A 21,239-nucleotide genomic window follows, 5' to 3' on the forward strand; every position below is an offset into this window, starting at 1 on the left:
GTGCGCGTCACTGGGTAGGCGGGAGTAGCCTGATTTCCGGAACGCCATCGGCTCGTAACGTTTATTTGGGGGACCGCCTTGAGTTCGACGACAGGCGAAGACACGCTGACGCACCGCCAGATCATGACGATCCTCGGCGGGCTGATGATGGCGATGTTCCTGGCCGCGCTCGACCAGACCATCGTGTCCACGGCGATGCGCACCATCGCCGACGACCTGGGCGGATTCTCCATCCAGGCGTGGGCGACGACGGCGTTCCTCATCACGTCGACGATCGCGACCCCGCTCTACGGGAAGCTGTCGGACATCTACGGCCGCAAGCCGTTCATCCTCTTCGCCATCGGCATCTTCATCCTCGGCTCCGTGCTGTGCGGCATCGCCGGGACGATCTACCAACTGGCCGCCTACCGCGCCGTGCAGGGCATCGGCGCCGGCGGCCTGTTCTCCCTCGCGTTCGCGATCATCGGCGACATCGTCCCGCCCCGGGAGCGCGCCAAGTACCAGGGCTACTTCCTGGCCGTCTTCGGCACGTCCAGCGTCCTCGGCCCGGTCCTCGGCGGCTTCTTCGCCGGCACCGACGAGATCCTCGGCGTCACCGGCTGGCGCTGGATCTTCTACATCAACGTGCCGATCGCCCTCGCCGCGTTCCTCGTCGTCATGCGCGTGCTGCACATCCCGCACCGCCGCCAGGACCACCGCATCGACTGGCCCGGCGCGGTCGCCCTCATCGTCTGCCTCGTGCCGCTGCTCACCGTCGCCGAGCAGGGCCGCGAGTGGGGCTGGGGCTCCGGGCGTTCCGTGCTCTGCTTCGCCATCGGCGCCGTCGGCCTGGCCCTGTTCCTCGTCGCCGAGTGGTCCTACAAGGACGAGGCCCTGCTGCCGCTGCGCCTGTTCCGCGGCCGCACCTTCTCCGTCGCCTCGACCAGCAGCTTCATCCTCGGCATGGCCATGTTCGGCGGCCTGCTCACGCTCCCGCTCTACCTGCAGATCGTGAAGGGCGCCACGCCGACCGAGGCCGGCCTCATGCTCCTGCCGCTCGTCCTGGGCATCATGAGCGGCTCGATCATCTCCGGCCAGGTCATCGCCCGCACCGGCAAGTACCGCAAGTTCCCGATCATCGGCTCGCTGCTCATGGTCGCCGCGCTCGCCCTGTTCTCCCGCATCGGCGCCGACACCCCGCTGTGGCAGACCATGCTGGTCATGGCCCTGATGGGCCTCGGCCTCGGCGGCAACATGCAGCCCGTGATCACCGCCGCCCAGAACGCGGCGAACCCCCGCGAGATCGGCGTCGCCACCTCCACCGTCACGTTCTTCCGCTCCATGGGCGGCACCCTCGGCGCCGCCGTCTTCCTCTCCGTCCTGTTCAGCCTCCTGCCGGACAAGATCAAGGGCGCCTTCACCGCCGCCCAGACCACCCCCGAGTTCCAGGCCGCCGCCCGCGCCCACCCCGACCAGGTCCAGGCCATCCGCTCCGCCGGCACCTCGGGCAGCGCGAGCGCCTTCAACGACACCTCCTTCGTCAACCGCCTCGCCGACGCCCTCTCCCACCCCTTCAAGGTGGGCTTCTCCGACGCCATGAGCGTCGTGTTCCTGGTCGCCGCCGGCATCATGGTCGTCGGCTTCGTCGTCATCCTCTTCCTGCCCGAGATCCCGCTCCGCTCCCTGTCCGCCGCCCAGCAACGCGCCGCCGAAGACGCCGCCTCCGGCGCCACCCCCACCGGCGCTCCCTCCACCACCGCCGGCGCTCCTTCGCCCGCCCCCGGCCCTTCTTCCACCGTCGGCTCGGTTGCTTCGCCCTCCGCCGCCTCGGGCGCTTCTTCCACCGCGGCCTTGGATGCTCTGCCTGCCACGGACGCTGTGCCCAACGGCGCACCCGCCTCTGCCTCCCCGGGCGCCTTGCCTGCTGCCTGGAGCGCTTCGCCCGCCGCCGACGCTTCGTCGGCCGCCCCCGCCACGTCCACCTCGACCCTGTCCGGCAACGGCCGGCCTGCCGCCTCGGGCGACGGCAACGGCTCGGGTCGCATCACCGATCTCAAGAAAGCGGCGACGGGCGCCCACGCCGCGGAGGGCATCGCCGACGCCCACCCGGATCACGCCCCCCACCATGCCGCCGGCGCCCATGAGGCCGACGGCCAGGCCGCCCACGGCGAGGTGGAGCCCCGCCACGCCCGCTGACCTGCCCGCCACCCGCTCCCGACCCCACCCGCTGCCCGCGCTGCGACCAACCACCGCCGGGCGCCGGCCGCGGTGGTTGGGCCTGGCAATGGCCGCCCGCGGGGGGGCCGTTGGTCGGCCTCGCCGTTGGTGGCGGCGGGCAGCGGTCACGGCTGTCCGCGTGGCGGTGCCCGCCGCGTCGAGCTGGCTGCGCCTGCGGCGGGTGGTCCGTGGTGGGGAGCCCTGCCGCGCCCCGCTGACCTGCCCGCCGCTCGCTCCTGACTGACCTGCTGCCCCGGGTCGCGACCCACCACCGCTGGGTAACAGCCGGGACCCTAGCCCTGGCAACGGCCCGTCATGGGGTGGCCGTTGGTCGGCCTCGCCGTGGTGGCGGCGGGTAGGTCGTGGTCGTGTGCGTGGCGGAGTCCGGGTGGGTCTCGTTGGCTGCGGGTGGTCGCGGCTGGTCCGTGGTGGGGAGCCCTGCCGCGCCCGGCTGACCTGCTCGCCGCTCGCTCCTGACCCACTTGCTGCCCGGGCTGCGACGGACTACCGCTGGGTGACAGCCGGGAACCCTGGGCCTGGCAATGGCCCGTTGTGGGGTGGCCGTTTGGTTGGCCTCGCCGTGGTGGCGACGGGCAGCGGTCGCGGCGGTGTCCGCTGCGTCGAGGTGGCTGCGCTTGCGGCGGCTGGTCCGTGGTGGGGAGCCGTGCCGCGCCCGGCTGACCTGCCCGTCGCTTGTTCCTGACCCACCTGCTGCGCGCGCCGCGCCCGCTGACCTTGCCGCCCGCTTGCTGCTCACTCGTCCGCTGGCCCCACTGCCTCCCGCTACCGCCCAGCCGCGGACGCCCGGAAGGGCGAACGCCCGTGAGTGGCAACAGACTGGGCTCGGGTGGCGTTGGTTGGCAGCGGCCCAAGGTGATTGCGCTGGCCGCTTCTGCATCACGGCAGGAGCGCGACCGCTGACCTCGCCCCCGCGGGTAGCAGACGCCGTGGGCAGGATGCTGTGGGGCGGGGCCGGGGTCCGTCTGCAGCGGGCAGCGAGCCGAGGTGAAGGCGCCGGCGTGGGTGCAACGGTCGATCACACGGAGTCGGGCGATGGCATCAGCCCGGGTCGGCCAGCGAGGTCAAAGCAACCGGGTTGGGGGCCGACGCTGCGTAGCGTTGCCGATCCGCACCACCTGCATGGTCCGCATCCTGTCGCCGGTGTCCATGAGGCCGATGGCGAGACCGCTCATGGCGAGCCAGGACCGTGCCACGCCCTCCTGTCTCACTTCCCGCCCCGCTCCTCACCTCCGCCACCATCGCCAGGGCTGACCCAGTAGCCGCCCGGCCACGACAGGCATGGTGGCAGACCAGCCCAGGCCCCAGCCGAGGTGGATGGTCGAGGTGGGCATGAGCAGCCGCGACGTGAGCCGTAGCCGTTCGACGTGCGCCGTCCGACAGCCCGCGACAGACGTTGGTCAATGCCCCGGTATGTGGCCTTTGCGCAATCGACGTTGCGCGATCCACGTACAAGATGATCTCTGAAATGAGGGTGGATTGCGCAACGTCGATCGGATTTGGGCGGTGAGGCGGCGGCCGAGGGGCTGTCCACCTAGTATCCTAGGAAGCGGGAGGCGCAGAGCGCCGCGTCACACGTGTGGGACCCGCCGCGTCGGTGGTAGGGCGGACAAACGGTGCAGCGGTACACTGGCCGACTACAAGGGACCATGGAAGGGCCGGGGCGATGCAGGACGAGACGGATCCGGGGCGCGTCGCGTTTCTCGCGCGGCCGCATCGGCCGGCGCTCGTGTCCCGGACCCTTGCCGAGCTGCGGGGGCCGGTCCGCGGGGTCGTGGAATTGCCGCAGCGGTTGATGTGGAATCCGCGGCGGGACTTCGACCTGGACAAGCCTGACCTGCTGCTGTGGATGTACGAGAACGTGCTGCGGGAGGCGATCCGCGTCGAGGAGCTGCGGCGCTGGGTCAACGGGCGGCGGCTCGTCAGGGTGTGGCCCGAGCTGAACCTGCCGCGTGGGGTCCGGCTGGCGTGGGAGGCCCGCCATCAGCCACTGCGGCTGAGGTGAGCACGACCGACCCGTTCTACACCGAGGTTGCCAGGATCGCCCTTGCGGTGGGGGAGCGGCACGGGTTCGTGCTCGGGGGCGGGTTCGCGTGGCTGATGAGCGGTCTTGTGTCGCGGCCGACCGAGGACGTCGACCTGTTCACCGACACCGACGGCGGGGCCGGGCGGGCCGCGGACGCGGTGTGCCGGGCGTTGCGGGGCGCGGGGTACACGGTGCAGGAGGAGGAGGCCGATGACCTCCTCGACCTGTTCGCCGGGTTCGACCAGCGGGAGTTCACCGTCGGTGACGGCGCCAGGACGGTGCGGTTGACGCTGAGCCGGCTCGACCGGAGCGAGAGCCCGGTGATGATGGACGTGGGCCCGGTCATGCACCGTGACGACCTCATCGCCACGAAGGTGGCGGCGCTGGTGAACCGGCGGGAGGTGCGGGACTACATCGACGTGGCCGCGGCGATCCAGCACTACTCCGTGCCGCAGCTGCTCGAGCTGGCCCGGCGGCAGGACCCGGGGCTGGAGGACGAGGACGTGTCCGCCGCGGGCCGCTACCTGGACCGGCTCGACGACGGCCGGTTCGCCTACTACGGACTGGCCCCGGACCGCGTCGCCGAGCTGCGGCAACGCCTGAAGAGCTGGCCGAGATAAGCGAAACGTATTAAGCGAAACGTATACAGCGAAACGGATAAGCGAAACGTCAGGCGCGGGCCAGCGAGGCCTCGTTCGACAGCACGTCGGCAAAGCCGCGCAGCGTGCGGTCGACCTGGCGGCGGGCGGCCTGGCCCTTGCCGGTGACGTACGCGGAGCCGGTCAGCTCCATCCGTTCGCGGCCGTTGGCGCCCAGAACGCGGGTCAGCAGGACCTTGCCAACGCCGTCGACCTCCATGACGACCGGGTGGGCGCGGTGCTCGCCGAGACCGCACCGGTGACCCCGAGCGCACCATTCGGGGTGGTCGTACGGACGCATGAGGCAACCTCCAGAAGATGAGAACGCGTCAACTTCATCGACGGTACGAGCGGTTACCAGCACGTACTACGGATTGTGACGTGGGCTACCGCAGCGTCACCGGTACGAGGGAACGGCGCCGGTGAGCCGGGTCACCTGACAGGCAGGCGCCGGGAGGCACCCGCTACCGTGTGCCGGTGCCGAACCGCCGGAGGGGTTGTTGACCACCTATCAAGCGCAACGGCGATCCACGGACGTCAACCCACAAGGCCCGCAGCGCCCGCAGGGCAAGCCGCAGGCGCCGGCCGCGGACCGGTTCCGCCCCGACATCGAGGGCCTCCGCGCCGTCGCGGTGCTGCTGGTGGTCGCCAACCACGCCGGTCTCGGGCTGGTGCACGGCGGGTACGTGGGCGTCGACGTCTTCTTCGTCATCTCCGGGTTCCTCATCACGCTGCACCTGTTCCGGGAGCTGCAGCAGACCGGGCGGATCCGGTTCGGCGCGTTCTACGGGCGGCGGATCGTACGACTGCTGCCGGCGTCGACCGTCGTCGTCATCGCCACGGTCGCGGCCGCCTGGACGTGGATGTCGCCGGTGCAGGCGAAGGCCGTGATGTTCGACGCGCTGTCGGCGGCCGCGTACGGGATCAACGTGCGGCTGGCGGTCCTCGGCACCGACTACCTGTCCGCGGAGCTGGAGCCGTCGCCGCTGCAGCACTTCTGGTCCCTCGCGGTCGAGGAGCAGTTCTACTTCATCTGGCCGCTGCTGCTGCTCGCCGCGGCCAGCAGGACGGCGAGCCGCCGGCGGGCGGCGATCGCGCTCACGGGGCTGGGCGTGGTGTCGTTCGCGGTGTGCGTGTGGCAGACCGGGCACTCGCAGCCGTGGGCGTACTTCGGGATCCAGGCCCGCGCGTGGGAGCTGGCGGCCGGCGCGCTCATCGCCCTGGCGGCGGAGCGGCTCAAGGCCGTGCCCGGCGCGGCGGTGGCGACGTGGCTGGGTGTCGGCGCGATCGTCGCGTCCGCGGTCATGTTCGACGAGACGACTCGCTTCCCCGGCATGGCCGCGCTGCTTCCGGTCGGCGGCGCGGTGCTCGTCATCGCCGGCGGCACCGCACGACCCAGACACGGCGCGGTCGCGATCCTGGGGACCGCGCCGATGCAGGCGATCGGCAAGCTCTCCTACAGCTGGTACCTGTGGCACTGGCCCGCGCTGATGCTCGCCCCGCACGTCGCCGGCCAGGAGCTCGGCACGTGGACGAAGGCGGCGGTCGCGGCCGGCAGCCTGATCCCCGCCTGGCTGTCGCTGCGCCTGGTGGAGAACCGGGTCCGGTTCAACTCCGTGTTCAAGCGCCGCCCCGGGCGGGGGCTCGGCCTCGGTGCCACCCTCACCGCGCTGACCTTCGGCGCCGCGACGATCTTCCTCGGGCTGCCGAACGAGGTGAAGGGTGAGGGCACCGCCCAGGACACGGCGAAGGCCCTGTCGCAGCAGCCCGCGGTCTCGGAGGCGCAGCAGCTGGCCGACGCGCGCAAGAAGCTCCTCGAGCTGATCGCGACCAGCGCGACCGTGACCGCGATGCCGCAGAACCTGACGCCGCCCGTCACCGCCGCCGCCAACGACCGCCCGGAAGGGTCGAAGGGCTGCCTCGCGTCGCTCGACGAGACGACTATCAAGACAGCCCTGAGCCAACAATGCGATAAACACGGCGACCCGCAGGGCACGGCGACGATGGTGCTGTTCGGCGACTCGCACACGGAGCAGTGGTTCGACGCCTTCGACGCGGTGGCGAAGAAGCGGCACTGGCGGCTCGTCGTGCTCACGAAGTCGGGGTGCACGCCCGCTGACGCGTACACGATCAAGATCAACGCGCGGCGGGCGTTCACGGAGTGCGCGACGTGGCGCGAGGAGGCGTTCGCGAAGATCAAAGAGCTCAAGCCGGCGTTGGTACTGCTGTCGACCCGCACATACACGGACCCGCCCGTCGACAAGGCCGGCGCGCCCGCCGGGGACAAGGCGGAGGCCGACGACCTGTGGTCCGCCGCGCTGATCCGCTCCGCGAAACGCATCCAGCAGCTGGGCGCGAAGCCGGTCATCATGCAGGACACCCCGGACCCGCGCGGCACCAGCGTCCCCGACTGCGTCGCCGCCCACCCCGCCGCGGTCCAGCAGTGCGCGCTGAAGGTCACCACCGCGATCTACGCGAGCCGCAGGACCGCCAACGCCGACGCTGCCAAGGCGGCCGGCTTCCCGGTCATCGACCCCACCACCTGGTTCTGCACCGACACGGTCTGCCCGGTCATCGTCGGCAACGCTCTGGTGTACCGCGACGGCAGCCACGTCACGGCCAGCTACGTCAAACTCCTCACCCCGCTGCTCCAGGCGGAGCTGCCGAAGTAGCATCGGGCCGATTCGCTGATCCGAGGGGGCGGGAGGTCGGGGCGTGGAGCTGGCGGACGCCGACTGGGCATCGCATCGTCCTGCGGTCTTCGGTGCCGCCTACCGCATCCTCGGCTCCGTGGCGGAGGCCGAGGACGTGACGCAGGAGGTCTGGCTGCGCGCCGCCGCGGCCGACCTGTCCCAGGTGCGGGACCTGCGGGCCTGGCTGGTCACCGTGGCCGCCCGGACGTCCTACAACGTGCTGAAGTCGGCGCGCGTCCGGCGCGAGTCCTATGTCGGGCCCTGGCTGCCCGAACCGCTGCTGACCGGGCCCGACGCCGCCGCTGCGGTGCTCATGGACGAGTCGGTGAGCACCGCGCTGCTGGTGGTCATGGAGACGCTCACGCCCGCCGAACGCGTCGCGCTGGTGCTGCACGACGTCTTCGACGTTCCGTTCGGCCGGATCGCCGAGGTGCTCGGCAGCACGCCCGCCGCCGGCCGCAAGCTCGCGTCCCGGGCGCGGGCCCGGGTCGCCGCGGTCCAGGAACGGCCCCGGGTGTCCAGGGCCGAGACCGAACGCGTGCTCAAGGCGTTCAAGGCGGCAGCCGACGCGGGGGACATCGCCGCGCTCGTCCAGCTGCTGGATCCCGGGGCCGTCTATGTCGCCGACGGCGGCGGCAAGGTGACCGCCGCGCGCAGGCCGGTCCGGGGCGCCGAGACGATCGCCCTGCTGGCGGTCAGGCAGATCGAGATCAGGCGCCCCGACACGTTCCAGATCGTCGAGGTGAACGGATCGCCGGCCCTGGCGACCTTCTGCGGCGACGTGCTGGTCTGGCTCGACACCGTGGAGATCGCCGACGGACGGATCACGACGTGGCGCAGACTGGCCAATCCCGAGAAGCTCGGTCACATCTGAACCCGCTGCGTGGGGAGATCGAGGCGGCGCTGGACGAACTGGGCGTCGAACGCCGCCTCGGGACGACGGTGACGGAGATCGGCGATGGATACGCCGTCCTCTCCGACGGCACCAAGGTCGAGGCGGACGCGGTGGTCTGGTGCGCGGGGATCACGGCCAGCGAGCTCACCCGGCAGATCTCCGGCGACGTCGACGATCTCGGCCGGGTGCCGGTGGACCGGCAGCTGCGCGCCCTTCCCGAGGTGTTCGTGGCCGGGGACACGGCCGCGGCGGCGTTCGACGCCGAGCACACGGTCATGCAGGCCTGCCAGCACGCCACCCCGTTGGGCAAGGTCGCCGGGTACAACGCCGCGGCCGACCTGCTCGGCGTGCCGTTGCGCGACTTCACCCCTGGCCCGTACGTCACCTGCCTGGACCTGGGCGGTGCCGGCGCGGTCTTCACCCGGGGCTGGGACCGCAGGGTGATGGCCTCGGGCGCCGCCGGCAAGGAGGTCAAGCAGCGGATCAACCAGCACATCCACCCGCCGGTCGACGACGCCGCGAAGATCCTCGCGGCCGCCGACCGCGTCCACATCGAGCTGCCGTTCTTCCCGCGCGACGAGTAGAACGTGGCGGGATCAGTGGGTGTTCTCGTGCTTCCACAGGTCGATGAGGCCGCGGAAGTGGGCGATGAACCGGTCGTGCTCGTGCGGCGGGTACGTGGCGCGCACCGTCGACACGAGCAGGTCGTCGAAGTCGGGGGACGCGACCCACTCGGCGACCAGCGCCGGCACGTGCGGCAGTGCGGTGTCGCAGAACTCGCGGTAGTCGTCGACGGCGAGGTAGTCGTCGGCGATGCGTCGGTACGCCGTGAGCTTGTCGCGATAGCCGAGTGACGCGTCGTCGGCGACGGTGAAGTAGCGGGCCGTGTCGAGGTCCAGGCCGGGGCGCCGGCCGGTGACGACGCAGAACGCCGACCAGCGCACGAGCGCCGTCATCGCCCACGGGAAGTAGTAGTGCAGGCTGGTGAGGGCGACGTCCGGGCACGCGTTCGCGTAGTCGATCGGGTACACGACGCCGTCGCGGACGAGGGACTCGCACGAGTTGAACTCCCAGCGGAAGAACGCGTTGACGAGCCGGGAGATCGTGACGACCTCGTCGCCGACCGTCGCGTCGAGGAAGTCGTGCTCGACCGCGTACCGCTCGTGCATCGGCAGCTCGGGCCGGAACTTCATCACCATCGTCTCCGGGCCGATCGTCAGGGAGCGGGTGAAGACCTCGTACCCCTCGATCGACTGCTGCAGGTGCATGAGGCGCTCACCGGACTGGTCGTAGGCGGTGTGCAGCGCGGTGGAGTCGGCGATCCGGGACACCCCGACCCAGGCGCCGCCGTCGTAGGGCTTCATGAACAGCGGGTAGCCGATGCGGTCGGCGACCGCGTCGAGGTCGAACGGCTGGTTGTAGCGTTCGGCGGTGTACGCCCACTTCGCGTGGTCGACCGGGTTCTTGTAGGGCACGAGGACCGTCTCCGGCACGTGCAGCCCGAGGCGCATCATCGCGCAGTACGCGGCGTGCTTCTCCATCGACTGGAACGTGAACGGGCTGTTGAGCAGGTACACGTCGTCCATCAGCGCGATCTTCTTCAGCCACTCGCGGGGGTGGTAGTACCAGTACGCGAGACGGTCGATCACGAGGTCGTGGGTGGGCCGGTCGCGCAGGTTGAACGGCTCGATGCTCACCCGCGCGGTCCGCAGCCGATGGTCGGTGCCGTCACGGCCGCGGATCGGGCCGATCCGGCCGATCAGCGTCTCGAACGCGCGGGGCCAGTCCTGCTCCGTGCCGAGCAGCAGGCCGATGAGATGGTCCATCCGTGAACTCCCGTCCATCCGTGAGCTGCCGCAGCAGTGGTGGCAGGTGCGGGCCGAGCGCGTCGCGCCAGGTCGTCATCGAGTGACCGCCGGGCACCTCGATCAGCGGCACGCCCAGCCGCCGCGCCATGGCCCGGTTGTTGTGCAGGTTCTCCTCGTCCCGCCCGCACGTCAGCACCGTCTCCGCCGCGGTCGGCGCGGCGATATCGACGAAGTCCAGGATCCGCCGGTACCGCGGAAACCCCGACTCCTGAGGGTCCAGCTCGGCGGTGAAGAAGCTCCCCGACTGCAGGAACAGCCCGGCGAAGGTGCCGGGCCGGTGATGCTCCGCGTGCAGCAGCGCGAGGGCGCCGAGGCTGGCGCCGAGCCCGACGCGCGGGCCGGCCGGCAGCCGGGGGAGCACCCGGTCGACGAGGGCGTCGGCGTAGGCGGGGTTCGCGGAGTACCACTCGTTGCGGTCGCCGGGGGACAGCAGCGCGACGTGCGTGCCGCGGGCGAGGGTGGACAGGGCGGCGCCGTCCTCGTAGGCGGGTCCGTCGTGCGCGACGAGGACCACGGGCGCGCCGCCGGCCGGCGACACCACCCGGACCTCCAGGGTGCCGCCCAGCACCGGCACGCACAACGCGGTCACTCACGCACCATAGGGCAGGTGCCCGCCGGACGCAGGGCTCACGGGCTTGACGTCCGGCGGGGTGTCGGGCATGACGATCCACAGGATCGGGTACGCGAGGACCGCCGTCCCGCCGGTGAGCAGGACGGCGAGCAGGAACACGGCGCGGGCCATGGTCGGGTCGACGCCGAAGTACTCGGCGAGGCCACCGATGACCCCGGCGAGGGTACGGTCGGCGCGGGAACGGCGGAGACGCTTGATCTCGGTCATGTGCTCAAGGTTGCCCGCCGGAGCCGCCCGGCGACCTCGGGTGAGGCCCTGAACGATCCCTGAGACGCCACCCCGAGCGGGTGACCGCCTCCTCTACGATTGCAGTCGTGGACGTCGATGATCGGGTGCGCCGGGCGTTCGCGGCGGGGGAGCGGCTGAGCCTCGGCGGCGCGGAGGTCGACGCCGCGCTGCTCGTGGAGCTGCTCACGGCGGAGCCGCCGAGCCGGCGCGCGGCGCTGCGCCTGCACGCGGCGAAGGTCACCGGCCGGCTGGTGCTGTCGTTCGCCGAGGTGACCTGCCCGCTGCTGGTCCAGGAGAGCGAGTTCGCCGAGGCGCCGGACCTGTACTGGGCGCGGCTGGCGTTCACCGGCTTCCGCGATACCACGATGCCGGGTCTGCAGGCCGCCGGCGTGACGATCGCCGGGCACCTACGGATGTCGGGCGTCCGCAGCACCGACATGATCAACCTGAGGGACGCGAAGATCGCCGGTGGGCTGCTGCTGGAGCGGGCGCGGCTCAGCGCCCCGGGCGGCACCGTCCTGTCCGCGGAGCGCAGCCAGATCGGCGGGGACCTCGTCGCCGAGGAGGGCTTCCGCGCCGACGGCACGATCCAGCTCTTCCAGGCCACCGTCACCGGCGGCGTGCACCTCGACGGCGCCACGATCGTCGCGCCCGCCGCCGCGGCCACGCCCCCGGACAGCCGGGCGGCCGCCTCCCGGTTCGGCGGGCGGAAGGGCCTGGACCTGGACAGCGCCACCGTCACCGGCGGCGTGTTCCTGCGCCGCGCCGACGTCGAGGGCGAGGTGAGCCTGCGCCACTGCACGGTCAGCGGGGTCGCCACGTTCTCCGGCGCCACCCTGCGCAACCCCGGCGGTGTCGCGGTACGGCTGGACCGGGCCGACGTCGGCGGCGGCGTCCACCTGCTCGGCGGCGTCAAGGTCGACGGCGAGACCCGCCTCGTCGGCGCCCGGGTCGGCCGGGGCCTGCGGATGGCCGGCGCGTCCCTGAGCAACCCCGGCGGGCTCGCCCTGCGCGCCGACAACTGCACCGTCGAGGGGCCGGTCGAGGGCCGGGAAGGGTTCACCGCGACCGGCGGGGTGTCGCTCGTCGAGGCGCGGGTCGGCGGGGCGGTGTTCCTCGAGGGCGCCCGCCTCGACAACCCGGACGGCACCTCGCTGCGCGCGACCGGGATCGTCACCGGGTCGCTGATGAACTGCTGCACCGGCTTCACCGCGACCGGGCGGGTCTCGATGAGCGCGGCGCGGATCGGCGGCAAGCTGTGCCTGCAGGAGGCGCACCTGGCGGCGCTGAAGTGCACCGGCGCGGAGGCCGGCGAGGTCGACCTGCGCTTCGCCGCCCCGCCGACCGGCCCGGTCGACCTGCGCTACGTGCGGGCCTCCCTGGTCCGCGACGACCCCGCCACGTGGCCCGCCGACCTGCGGCTGGATGGCCTCACGTACCAGACGCTGGACCCGCTGCTGGAGCCGCGGCGGCGCCTGGACTGGCTCGCCAGGACCGCGGACGGCCTGCCGCCGCAGCCCTACGAGCAGCTCGCCGCCGTCTACCGGCAGCTCGGCCACGACGACGACGCCCGCACCGTCCTGCTCGCCAAGCAGCGCCGCCGCCGGGCGACCCGGCCGTGGTGGACGCGGTCCTGGGGCTGGCTGCAGGACGTGACCGTCGGCTACGGGTACCGGCCGCAGCGCGCCGCGGGCTGGCTGCTGGCGCTCCTCGTCGCCGGCACGACCGTGTTCGCCACCTGGCGGCCGGCCCCGGTCGATCCCGGTCAGGCGCCGGAGCTCCACCCGCTGGTCTACACCCTGGACCTGCTCCTGCCGATCATCGATTTCGGACAGGAGTCGGCGTTCCGGCCGACGGGTGCCGGGCAGTGGCTGGCGTTCGGCCTCATCGCCGCCGGCTGGACCCTCGCGACCACGGTCGCCGCCGGGTTCACGAGGGTCCTGAGCCGCAACTGACCGCCGCAACTGACGCCGGGACCGAGGCCGGGACCGAGGCCGCGATCGGGACGACCGGGCTACCGGGCGTCCTGGCGGGGGATGAGGACCTCGCGGACGATGAGCTGGATCGCGGCGACGACCGGGATCGCGATCAGCGCGCCGACGACACCCATGAGGGCCACGCCGAGCAGCACCGACAGGATCGCGGCGAGGTCGCTGACCTTCACCGCCCTTCGCATCACGGTCGGGTAGATCAGGTAGTTCTCCACCTGCTGGTAGATGACGAAGAAGATGACGCAGGCGATGCCCGCCGGGATGCTGGTGGCGAACCCGACGATGCTGACCACGACCGCGCCGAGGGTGGCGCCGATCTGCGGGATGAGGTCGGTGATCGCGACCAGGACCGCCAGGGCGTAGGAGTACTTGATGTCGAGGATCAGCAGGAACACGAACGACGAGATGCCGGCGATGACCGCGATCGCGAGCGCGCCGCCGAGGTAGGCGCCGACCTTCATGAGGATCTCGTCGCCGAGCAGCGCGACCCGCGAGCGGCGGGAGGCGGGGACGAGCTTGTAGCCGCCCTCCTTCAGCCGGTTGAACGCGGCCATGAAGTACAGCGTCAGCACGACCACGGTCACGATGTTGAACAGGGCGCCGAAGACGACCTGCGCGCCGCCCCAGACCCCGCCGAGCGCCTTGGTGACGTTGCCGGCGGTCGCCACGGCCTTCAGCTGGTCGAGCAGCTTGTAGTCCTCGTTGAGCTTGTTGAGCTGGTCCTGGTGGCGCAGGTTGTCGATGTAGGTCGGCAGGTTCTCGACCAGCGCCCCGGTCTGCGTCACCAGCGGCGGGATCAGCGCGAGCAGGCCGCCGCACAGCAGCAGCATCGCGCCGATGCCGACGGTCGCGACGGCGAGGACCCGGGGCACGCCCCAGCGGGTGAGGCGGACGACGGCGGGGTTGAGCCCGATCGCCAGGAACATCGCGATGAAGATGAGCACCAGGATCGACCGGACCTGGTCGACCGCCTGGTACAGGCTGTACGCCAGGAGCAGCCCGAGGCCGCCGAACAGGCCGATGAGCAGCGGCGAGCGCCGCATCGGCGGGCCGGGCGTGCCGAACCGCGGCGGCGGCACGACGATGATGACGTCCTCGTCCGCGACCGGCGGGTCCCCAGGGGTCTCCTCTTCAGGTAGTTCTTCGAGGTCCTGATCGACCGACATCCCGGGCTCCCGCTGCAGACGATGAAAGAAACGACCTTGGGGCAGGGTACCGGGTGACGTCCAGTGAAGGTCGGTAGCGTAATGGGATGGCTGATCTCGTGTACCCCCCGGTCATCGCGCTCGCGAAGACGATGTTCCGGCTGCTCAACATGCGTATCACCGTCGAGGGGGCCGAGCACGTGCCGACCACGGGTGGTGCGGTCATCGCCTGCAACCACGTTTCCTACCTCGACTTCATCTTCTGCGGCCTGGGCGCCAACGCGTCGAAGCGGCTCGTGCGGTTCATGGCCAAGGAGTCGATCTTCCGTCACAAGATCGGCGGCCCGCTGATGCGCGGGATGCGGCACATCCCCGTCGACCGGGAGGCGGGCATGGCGTCCTACAAGGCGGCGCTGGAGAACCTGAAGGCCGGCGAGGTCGTCGGCGTGTTCCCGGAGGCGACGATCAGCCAGTCGTTCACGGTCAAGGACCTCAAGAACGGCGCCGCCCGGCTCGCCGCGGCCACCGGCACGCCGCTGGTGCCGATGGTGCTGTGGGGCACGCAACGGTTCTGGACCAAGGGTCACCCGAAGAACCTGAAGCAGCGCGGCGTGCCGATCACGATCATTGCGGGTGAACCGCTGCACCCGACGCGCAAGGACAACGCCGACGCCGTCACCGCGGAGTTGCGGACCCGGATGACGGCGATGCTCGACCGCGCGCAGCGGGAGTACCGGGACCGTCCCGAGGGCGTGTTCTGGCAGCCAGCGCACCTCGGGGGCACGGCACCGACGCCTGAGTCGCTGCTGGCCGCCGACTAGTCGAGCGTGTTTCACTCTGTACCGATTCCGCCCCTGACACCAACGGAGGTTCCGTGACGACCGAGCCCACCGCCACCCTGGCCCTGCTCACCGAGCTGGAGCCGGTGGTCGAGGCCAACCTCAACCGTCACCTGGCCACGGCCAAGGAATGGTTCCCGCACGAGTACGTGCCGTGGAGCCAGGGCCGCGACTTCGACGGCCTGCTCGGTGGTGAGGCGTGGGAGCCCGGCCAGTCGAAGCTGTCCGACGTTGCGCGCACCTCGCTCATCGTGAACCTGCTCACCGAGGACAACCTGCCCAGCTACCACCACGAGATCGCCCTGGTCTTCGGCCGTGACGGCGCGTGGGGCACGTGGGTGCACCGGTGGACGGCGGAGGAGGGCCGGCACGGGATCGCGATCCGCGACTACCTGCTGGCGACGCGCGCCGTCGACCCGGTCGCCCTGGAGCGGGCCCGGATGACGCACATGGCGGGTGGGTTCAGCAACGCGTACGAGGGGCTCATCGAGTCGGTGGCGTACGTGTCGTTCCAGGAGCTGGCGACCCGCGTGTCGCACCGCAACACCGGCACCGCCAGCGGCGACCCGATCTGTGAGCAGCTCCTGGTGAAGGTCGCCAACGACGAGAACCTCCACATGATCTTCTACCGCAACCTGCTCAACGCCGCGTTCGATGTCGCGCCCAACGCGGCGATGCGGGCAGTGACGAAGGTCGCGAAGTCGTTCCAGATGCCGGGCCACACCATCGAGAACTTCGGCCGCAAGTCGGTCCAGATCGCCATGGCCGGCATCTACGACCTGCGCCTGCACCACGACGACGTCCTCGCCCCGGTGCTGCGGCAGGTCAAGGCGTTCGAGCGGACCGGGCTGACCGGCGACGGCGAGGCCGCGCGCGAGGAGCTGTCGGCGTACCTGGCCGACCTCGACACGCAGGCGAGCCGCTTCGTGGAGCGGCGGGAGGCCACTCGGGCGCGGCAGACCGCCCGGGCCGCCGTCTGAACGCGGTTACTCTTCGGGTACGCTCCAGCGACCGTTCCGTGCCCGTCACTGCCCGTCTGACCGTTTTTTACGCGGAATTCGGGTTGTTGACGGGTGCGGAAGTAACTCCCCGTACCGGAAGGCAGCATCGTCATGGCCAGACGCGTGATCCATGAGCTGATCGACGACCTCGACGGCGAGCTCGCCGACGAGAGTGTCAGCTTCGGCCTCGACGGCGTGCAGTACACGATCGACCTTTCCGCGAAGCACGCCGCTGAGCTGCGCGAGGCCCTCGCGTCGTTCATCGGCGCCGCGACCAAGGTCGGCCGTCTCACCCCGGCTCCCACCGTCCCGGCTCGTCCGGGCGGCCGGGTCCGGCCGGTCCTGTCCGCCCGCGCCGAGCGGGAGCAGAACCGGGCCATCCGCGAATGGGCCCTGTCCAAGGGCATCGAGGTGTCCGACCGCGGCCGGATCCGTTCGGATCTCGTCGAGCGGTTCCACGCCGAGGCAGGACATTGAAGGTTCGTGTCACCACGCACTGAGGGCATCCGCGGCACCGCGGGTGCCCTCAGTGTTCGACCCTAGTGTTTGAACCTCCGTGACGCGCCCACCAGCAGCATGCCGGCGATGACGAGGGCCGCGCCCGCGCCGGCGGTCCGCCCGACCGGGTCGCCCGTGACGGCCAGGACGCTGCCGCCGGCGTCGCCGAACGCGGTCGCCTCGTACTCCACGGCGACGGTCACCGCCATCGTCAGGAACCGCGGCTCCCCGCCCGTGTCGACGCCGGCCGCGACGAGCGTGTGCGGCCCGCCCTTGACGGCCTCCGGCACCGACACCTCGGCGCTGAACGTCCCGGCACCGTCGGTCATCGTCGTGGCGAGCACGATCGGCGTCGAGTAGACCGCCACCTTCACCGTCGAGTGCGGCGCGAAGCCCGACCCGGTCACCGTGAACAGCTCACCCGGCGCGACCTCGTCGCCGCTGGAGCCGCCGAAGTGCCCGATCCCGGCCGGCAGGTCCGCCGGCACCGTCACCTCGTGCGGCACCGCGACCTTCGCCGGCTCGCTCCACGCCGAGTTGCGTCCGTGCCGGCCGATCGCCATCACCGTCACCGAGTAGGTGTCGCCCCACTTGAGCCCGCTGATCGTGCACGAGTCGCCGGTCACGGTCTCGCACACGCCGTGGTCGCCGCCGGGCGCGGTCGCCAGGGCCTGGAACCGCGCCACCCCCGTCCCGGGCGCGCCGGCGATCCACGACACGGTGATCGCCTCGATCTTCGCCTCCGCGGTCACCGCCGTCGGCTCGCCGGGCGCGACGCTGGGCGTGCCGGTCGCGGTCACCCACCCCGACTCGCGCGAGACCGCACCGTCGCTGCGGACGCTCATGGTGTACGAGGTGCCGTTCGCCAGCCCCTCGATGGTGCAGGTCGGGTGGGTGGTCACGCAGTCGCGGCCGGGCTCCTCCTCGACGTGGACGGTGTACCCGCCGACGGCGTGGTCCGGGTCCCACGGCGCCCGCCACTCGACGAGCAGCTTCTGGTCGCCGGGGGTGACGACGAGGTTGACCGGCTCGGGGATGTCCGTGGACTGCGCGCCCGGGCCGCCGGCGACGACCGGTGCCGACGCCGCGCTCGGTGCCGAGTCGCCGCCCGCGCCCTGCGCCACGACCCGGAACGTGTACGCGGTCCCCGGCTCCAGCCCGGTCACCGGGCACCAGGTGGTGGCGCCGTCCCCGGTCGCGCAGGTCTTCGACGCGTCCTGCACGGCGGTCACGACGTACCGGTCGACGCCCGCGGCCGGTGTCGCCTGCCTGGTCCACCCGACGCGCACCGACGTCGCCGACGTGACGGTGGCGTGCACGCCGGTCGGTGGCGCGGGCGGCCCGGCGACGACGACACCCGACGTGGCGGGGGCGGAGGGATCGGACGCGCCGGCGCCGCCGTATGCGACGACCTTCACGGTGTACGAACCGTCGGCCGCGACCCCGACGCGGATCTCGCAGGTGCCGGTGCCGGCGGCGGCGCCGAGGCAGCTGCCGGCGACGGACCCCTGCTGGTCGTACGCGGTCGCGACGTAGTGGTCGACGCCGGCCCCGTCGTGGGTCCACGCCACCCTGAGCCCGCCCGGCACCGGCACCACGACGACGCCGGCGGGCGCCTGGATCGCGGCCATCACCCCGGCGGTGTTCACGTCCACGCCGGCGTCGCCGGCCGGCTCGGCGTCCGCCGGTTCCGTGCCGGTGGCGTCGCCGTCGGAGGGGCCGCCGCCCGCCGGGTTGGTGGCGGCAGGTTCTGTACCGGTGGGCTCGCCGGACGGCGCGGCGCCGCCCGACGGGTCGGCGGAACTGCCGGCACTCGTCGGGTCGCCCGCGCCCGCATCGCCTGAGGGGGCACCGGGGGCTGGGCCGGGCTCGGCGACCGGTCCGGCGGCGGTCGCGTCGTCGACCACGGCGTCGGCCGGGTTGCCGTCAGCGTCAAGCGGCACGTGCCCCGAAGCCGCCCCACCCGCCGGTCCCGTGCCGCTCTTGTTCCCCGCCGGTCCCGTGCTCCCCGCCGGTCCCGTGCTCCCCGCCGGGCTCTTGCTGCCGGCCGGGTCCGCGCTGCTCGGAGTCGCGTTCGACGGCTGGGTGCGCTGCTGCGCCTGCGGCGCCTTGCTGGAGGCGGCCGGCGCGGGCGCCGGCACGGTCACCGCCGCACCCGACGGCCCAGGGGAGGCGGTGCCGCCGCCCATCAGCCCGGCGAACGCGGGCCCTCCCGTGACCACCAGCCCGACGAGCCCGGCGGTCACCAGCGCGAGGCCGGTGCGCGCCCGGCGGCGGCCCGGTCCGCGGCGACCCGCGGCACTCGACGTCAACCCGGACTGCGCACGCATCCCGTCCCCCGTCACGACGACCGTCACGCCCCTCAAGACGCGAACACGTTTCGCAATCTAACGACTACGTTGCGTGTACATCGTGAAAACCGGAGATCCGGGTCAGCTGACGGTGCAGGTGAGGCCGCACCGCGTCGCGATGCACCCCGACTACTGCACGCCTGCCCCCGCGGCACTGTCCGGCCCGGGTCCGGTCCTGCCCACCTGACCACCCGACACGGCCCGCGCCAGCCGCTCGCGCAGCCCGTCGCGCACCCCCGGCCAGTCATCGTCGACGATCGAGTACACGACCGTGTCCCGCCACGACCCGTCCGCCCGCCGCCGGTGCTTGCGCAGCACCCCTTCCCGCGCCGCCCCGAGCCGTTCGATCGCCCGCTGCGCCCGTACGTTGCGCACGTCGGTCACCAGCCCGACCCGGACCGCTTCGAGGATGTCGAACGCGAACGCCAGCATCAGCAGCTTCGCCTCGACGTTCGCGCCCGTGCCCCACCAGCGCTGCCCCAGCCACGTGTAGCCGATCGTGACCGAACGCAGCCCCGGGTCGGGGTCCGCGAACGAGGTCGTCCCCGCCACCTCCCCGGTGACCGCGTCGACCTGCGCGTACGGCAGCCGCTCCCCACGCGCCCGCCCGGCCAGCGCCGCCATGATGTGCTGCCGCGCGTCCTGCACGGTGACCGGCCGGGCGAGCGCCCCACCCGCCGGGCTCTGCCAGCGGAAGATCTCCGCCGCCTCCTCCGGGCTTCCGGTCGCCCGGAGGTACCCCTCCGCGTGCTCGACCCGCAACGGCTCGAGCCGCACCCGGCTCCCCACGAGCTCCGGCATCGCGTACCACAGACCCTGATCAATCACGCCCGCATCATGGCACCGGGCGGCGTCCCGCTCGGCCCCGACACCGAGCTCCTGGGGTTCCGCGGAACCCCAGGAGCCCGGTGGTCACGACCTGCGGGTGGAGCAGGTGGTCGATGAGCGGGTCACGGGTGGGTGATCGCGGTGAGCACGTCGAGGCGGGCGGCCCGGCGGGCGGGGAGCAGGCCGGCGACCAGTCCGGCGGCGAGGGTGACGGCGACGACGAGGGCGAGCTGCGCGACCGGCAGGACGACCGCCGCCTCCGCGGCCACGCCGAGCTGCCGCACCGTGCCGGCCCCGAGGGCGACGCCCAGGCCGACCCCGACCACGGTGGCGAGGGCGGCGAGGAGCGCCGCCTCGCCCCGGACCATCGTGCGCAGCTGCGTGCTGGTCATGCCGACCGCGCGCAGCAGGCCGATCTCGCGGGTCCGCTCCGACACCGACAGGGCCAGGGTGTTGGTGATGCCGAGCAGCGCGATGACGATGGTGAGCAGCAGCAGGGCGGTCACCAGGCCGAGGACCTGGTCGATGGTGGCGGTGCGGCCGGCGACGGCGGCCGCCTGGTCACGGACCTCCGCGGTGGGCATGTCGGCGAGGGCCGCGGCGAGGGCGCGCTGCCCCGCGGCGAGGCTCACGCCGCCGGCCAGCTTGACGAAGACGCTGGCGTCGACGTCCTCGGCGTAGTGCTTCGCGTACGTGTCCAGCGAGATGACGTAGTCGGTCTGCAGGGCCTGCGCGTCACGGTCGCGCAGGAGGCCGACGACCGGCAGGTCCTGGGTGCCGGTGCGGGAGAAGGTCATCGGCAGCCTGTCGCCGACGGTCAGCCCGCGTTCGGCGGCGACGTGCCCGGCGAGGATGACGCCGCCGGTGTTCAGCGCGTCGAGGCTGCCCGCGGTCAGCTTCAGCGCGGTGACCCGGGGCAGCGTGGCCGGGTCCACGGCGGTGAGCGCCGACACGGTCTCGCCGTCCTTCCAGTGCCCGTAGCGCAGCCGTGACGCCACCGCGACCTCCGGCAGCCCGGCCACGTGGTGGTGGACCGTCGCCGGCAGACCGCCGAGCATCTCGTTGCGGGCGCTCTCCACCACGAAGTCCGCGCTGACCGTCTCCGCGTAGGTCTGCTGCACCGACCGCTTCACCGAGGTCGCCAGCACGGCGGTGAAGCTGACCAGCGCCAGGCCGAGCGCGAGCGCCAGCGCGGTGGCGGCGGTCCGGCGGGGGGTCCGCGCCGCCGACTCGCTGGCCAGGCGGCCCGGCGTGCCGAAGCCGTGCAGCGGCCGGCCGAGCAGCCGTGCGGCGGCCGGCGCGGGGAAGACCGACGCCGGCATCCAGATCAAGTGGGGGCTGAACTACATCAAGGGCCGGTACAAGACGCCGTGCGGCGCATGGGGTCACAGCC

The 21,239-nt window shown here is 72.3% G+C and carries 18 protein-coding genes; 10 read left to right on the plus strand and 8 right to left on the minus strand.

Features of this window, described 5'->3' with window-relative positions; all coding sequences use genetic code 11:
* The first annotated feature begins 78 nt into the window (after positions 1 to 78).
* From ABZ321_RS30045 to ABZ321_RS30055, 3 genes are all read left to right on the plus strand, one after another.
* Positions 79 to 2,175, plus strand: a complete 2,097-nt coding sequence (locus tag ABZ321_RS30045) for an MDR family MFS transporter (RefSeq protein WP_354897413.1) — start codon at positions 79 to 81, stop codon at positions 2,173 to 2,175.
* Between the two features lie 1,705 nt (positions 2,176 to 3,880).
* Positions 3,881 to 4,219, plus strand: a complete 339-nt coding sequence (locus tag ABZ321_RS30050) for a hypothetical protein (RefSeq protein ID WP_344505048.1) — start codon at positions 3,881 to 3,883, stop codon at positions 4,217 to 4,219.
* Complete coding sequence (locus tag ABZ321_RS30055; RefSeq protein WP_354897416.1) at positions 4,216 to 4,860, plus strand: nucleotidyl transferase AbiEii/AbiGii toxin family protein; 645 nt, start codon at positions 4,216 to 4,218, stop codon at positions 4,858 to 4,860. The genes ABZ321_RS30050 and ABZ321_RS30055 overlap by 4 nt, the downstream gene beginning before the upstream one ends.
* Positions 4,861 to 4,909: 49 nt before the next feature.
* Here ABZ321_RS30055 and ABZ321_RS30060 read toward each other — a convergent pair whose 3' ends face one another.
* The gene (locus ABZ321_RS30060; protein WP_354897419.1) at positions 4,910 to 5,179 is read right to left on the minus strand and encodes a hypothetical protein; all 270 of its coding nucleotides are present in this window, start codon (positions 5,177 to 5,179) and stop codon (positions 4,910 to 4,912) included.
* A 199-nt stretch (positions 5,180 to 5,378) separates the two neighbouring features.
* Here ABZ321_RS30060 and ABZ321_RS30065 point away from each other — a divergent pair, with 199 nt between their 5' ends.
* From ABZ321_RS30065 to ABZ321_RS30075, 3 genes are read left to right on the plus strand one after another with little or no spacing between them, the layout of a single operon-like run.
* Entirely contained in the window at positions 5,379 to 7,550 is a 2,172-nt protein-coding gene (locus ABZ321_RS30065; protein WP_354897422.1) for an acyltransferase family protein, read from the plus strand.
* A 43-nt stretch (positions 7,551 to 7,593) separates the two neighbouring features.
* Positions 7,594 to 8,445, plus strand: coding sequence for an RNA polymerase sigma factor SigJ (gene sigJ / locus ABZ321_RS30070; protein WP_354897425.1), 852 nt, complete (start codon positions 7,594 to 7,596; stop codon positions 8,443 to 8,445).
* Entirely contained in the window at positions 8,403 to 9,050 is a 648-nt protein-coding gene (locus ABZ321_RS30075; protein ID WP_344505042.1) for an FAD-dependent oxidoreductase, read from the plus strand. Before sigJ ends, ABZ321_RS30075 begins: the two co-directional genes overlap by 43 nt.
* A gap of 12 nt (positions 9,051 to 9,062) precedes the next feature.
* On the opposite strand, the gene ABZ321_RS30080 is transcribed toward ABZ321_RS30075, so the two are convergent.
* The 3 genes from ABZ321_RS30080 to ABZ321_RS30090 are packed head-to-tail and all read right to left on the minus strand — an operon-like array spanning position 9,063 to position 11,172.
* Positions 9,063 to 10,292 carry a hypothetical protein gene (locus ABZ321_RS30080; RefSeq protein ID WP_344505041.1) on the minus strand — a complete coding sequence of 410 codons (1,230 nt, stop codon included), beginning with the start codon at positions 10,290 to 10,292 and terminating at the stop codon, positions 9,063 to 9,065.
* Positions 10,195 to 10,923 (minus strand): alpha/beta hydrolase-fold protein, encoded by a 729-nt coding sequence (locus tag ABZ321_RS30085; RefSeq protein WP_354897428.1) that lies wholly within the window; start codon positions 10,921 to 10,923, stop codon positions 10,195 to 10,197. Before ABZ321_RS30085 ends, ABZ321_RS30080 begins: the two co-directional genes overlap by 98 nt.
* Entirely contained in the window at positions 10,924 to 11,172 is a 249-nt protein-coding gene (locus ABZ321_RS30090; protein WP_344505038.1) for a PspC domain-containing protein, read from the minus strand.
* 107 nt (positions 11,173 to 11,279) lie between these two features.
* Here ABZ321_RS30090 and ABZ321_RS30095 point away from each other — a divergent pair, with 107 nt between their 5' ends.
* Entirely contained in the window at positions 11,280 to 13,148 is a 1,869-nt protein-coding gene (locus tag ABZ321_RS30095; RefSeq protein ID WP_354897431.1) for a hypothetical protein, read from the plus strand.
* 59 nt (positions 13,149 to 13,207) lie between these two features.
* On the opposite strand, the gene ABZ321_RS30100 is transcribed toward ABZ321_RS30095, so the two are convergent.
* Positions 13,208 to 14,350, minus strand: a complete 1,143-nt coding sequence (locus ABZ321_RS30100; RefSeq protein WP_344505036.1) for an AI-2E family transporter — start codon at positions 14,348 to 14,350, stop codon at positions 13,208 to 13,210.
* 86 nt (positions 14,351 to 14,436) lie between these two features.
* Between ABZ321_RS30100 and ABZ321_RS30105 the strand changes: the two genes are divergently transcribed.
* The 3 genes from ABZ321_RS30105 to ABZ321_RS30115 all read left to right on the plus strand — a co-directional run bounded on the left by ABZ321_RS30105 (position 14,437) and on the right by ABZ321_RS30115 (position 16,646).
* The gene (locus tag ABZ321_RS30105; protein WP_344505035.1) at positions 14,437 to 15,150 is read left to right on the plus strand and encodes a lysophospholipid acyltransferase family protein; all 714 of its coding nucleotides are present in this window, start codon (positions 14,437 to 14,439) and stop codon (positions 15,148 to 15,150) included.
* Positions 15,151 to 15,203: 53 nt separating this feature from the next.
* Entirely contained in the window at positions 15,204 to 16,148 is a 945-nt protein-coding gene (locus tag ABZ321_RS30110) for an acyl-ACP desaturase (protein ID WP_354897435.1), read from the plus strand.
* A gap of 132 nt (positions 16,149 to 16,280) precedes the next feature.
* On the plus strand, positions 16,281 to 16,646 hold the full coding sequence (locus tag ABZ321_RS30115; RefSeq protein ID WP_344505033.1) for an Lsr2 family protein: 366 nt from the start codon (positions 16,281 to 16,283) through the stop codon (positions 16,644 to 16,646).
* A gap of 62 nt (positions 16,647 to 16,708) precedes the next feature.
* Here ABZ321_RS30115 and ABZ321_RS30120 read toward each other — a convergent pair whose 3' ends face one another.
* From ABZ321_RS30120 to ABZ321_RS30130, 3 genes are all read right to left on the minus strand, one after another.
* Positions 16,709 to 19,024, minus strand: a complete 2,316-nt coding sequence (locus ABZ321_RS30120; protein ID WP_354897438.1) for a fibronectin type III domain-containing protein — start codon at positions 19,022 to 19,024, stop codon at positions 16,709 to 16,711.
* A 123-nt stretch (positions 19,025 to 19,147) separates the two neighbouring features.
* The gene (locus ABZ321_RS30125; protein ID WP_354897441.1) at positions 19,148 to 19,846 is read right to left on the minus strand and encodes a GNAT family protein; all 699 of its coding nucleotides are present in this window, start codon (positions 19,844 to 19,846) and stop codon (positions 19,148 to 19,150) included.
* Positions 19,847 to 19,968: 122 nt separating this feature from the next.
* The gene (locus tag ABZ321_RS30130) at positions 19,969 to 21,168 is read right to left on the minus strand and encodes an ABC transporter permease (protein ID WP_354897444.1); all 1,200 of its coding nucleotides are present in this window, start codon (positions 21,166 to 21,168) and stop codon (positions 19,969 to 19,971) included.
* Positions 21,169 to 21,239 lie beyond the last annotated feature (71 nt).

Source organism: Dactylosporangium sp. NPDC006015 (assembly GCF_040614215.1).
Taxonomy (GTDB): Bacteria; Actinomycetota; Actinomycetes; order Mycobacteriales; family Micromonosporaceae; genus Dactylosporangium; species Dactylosporangium maewongense.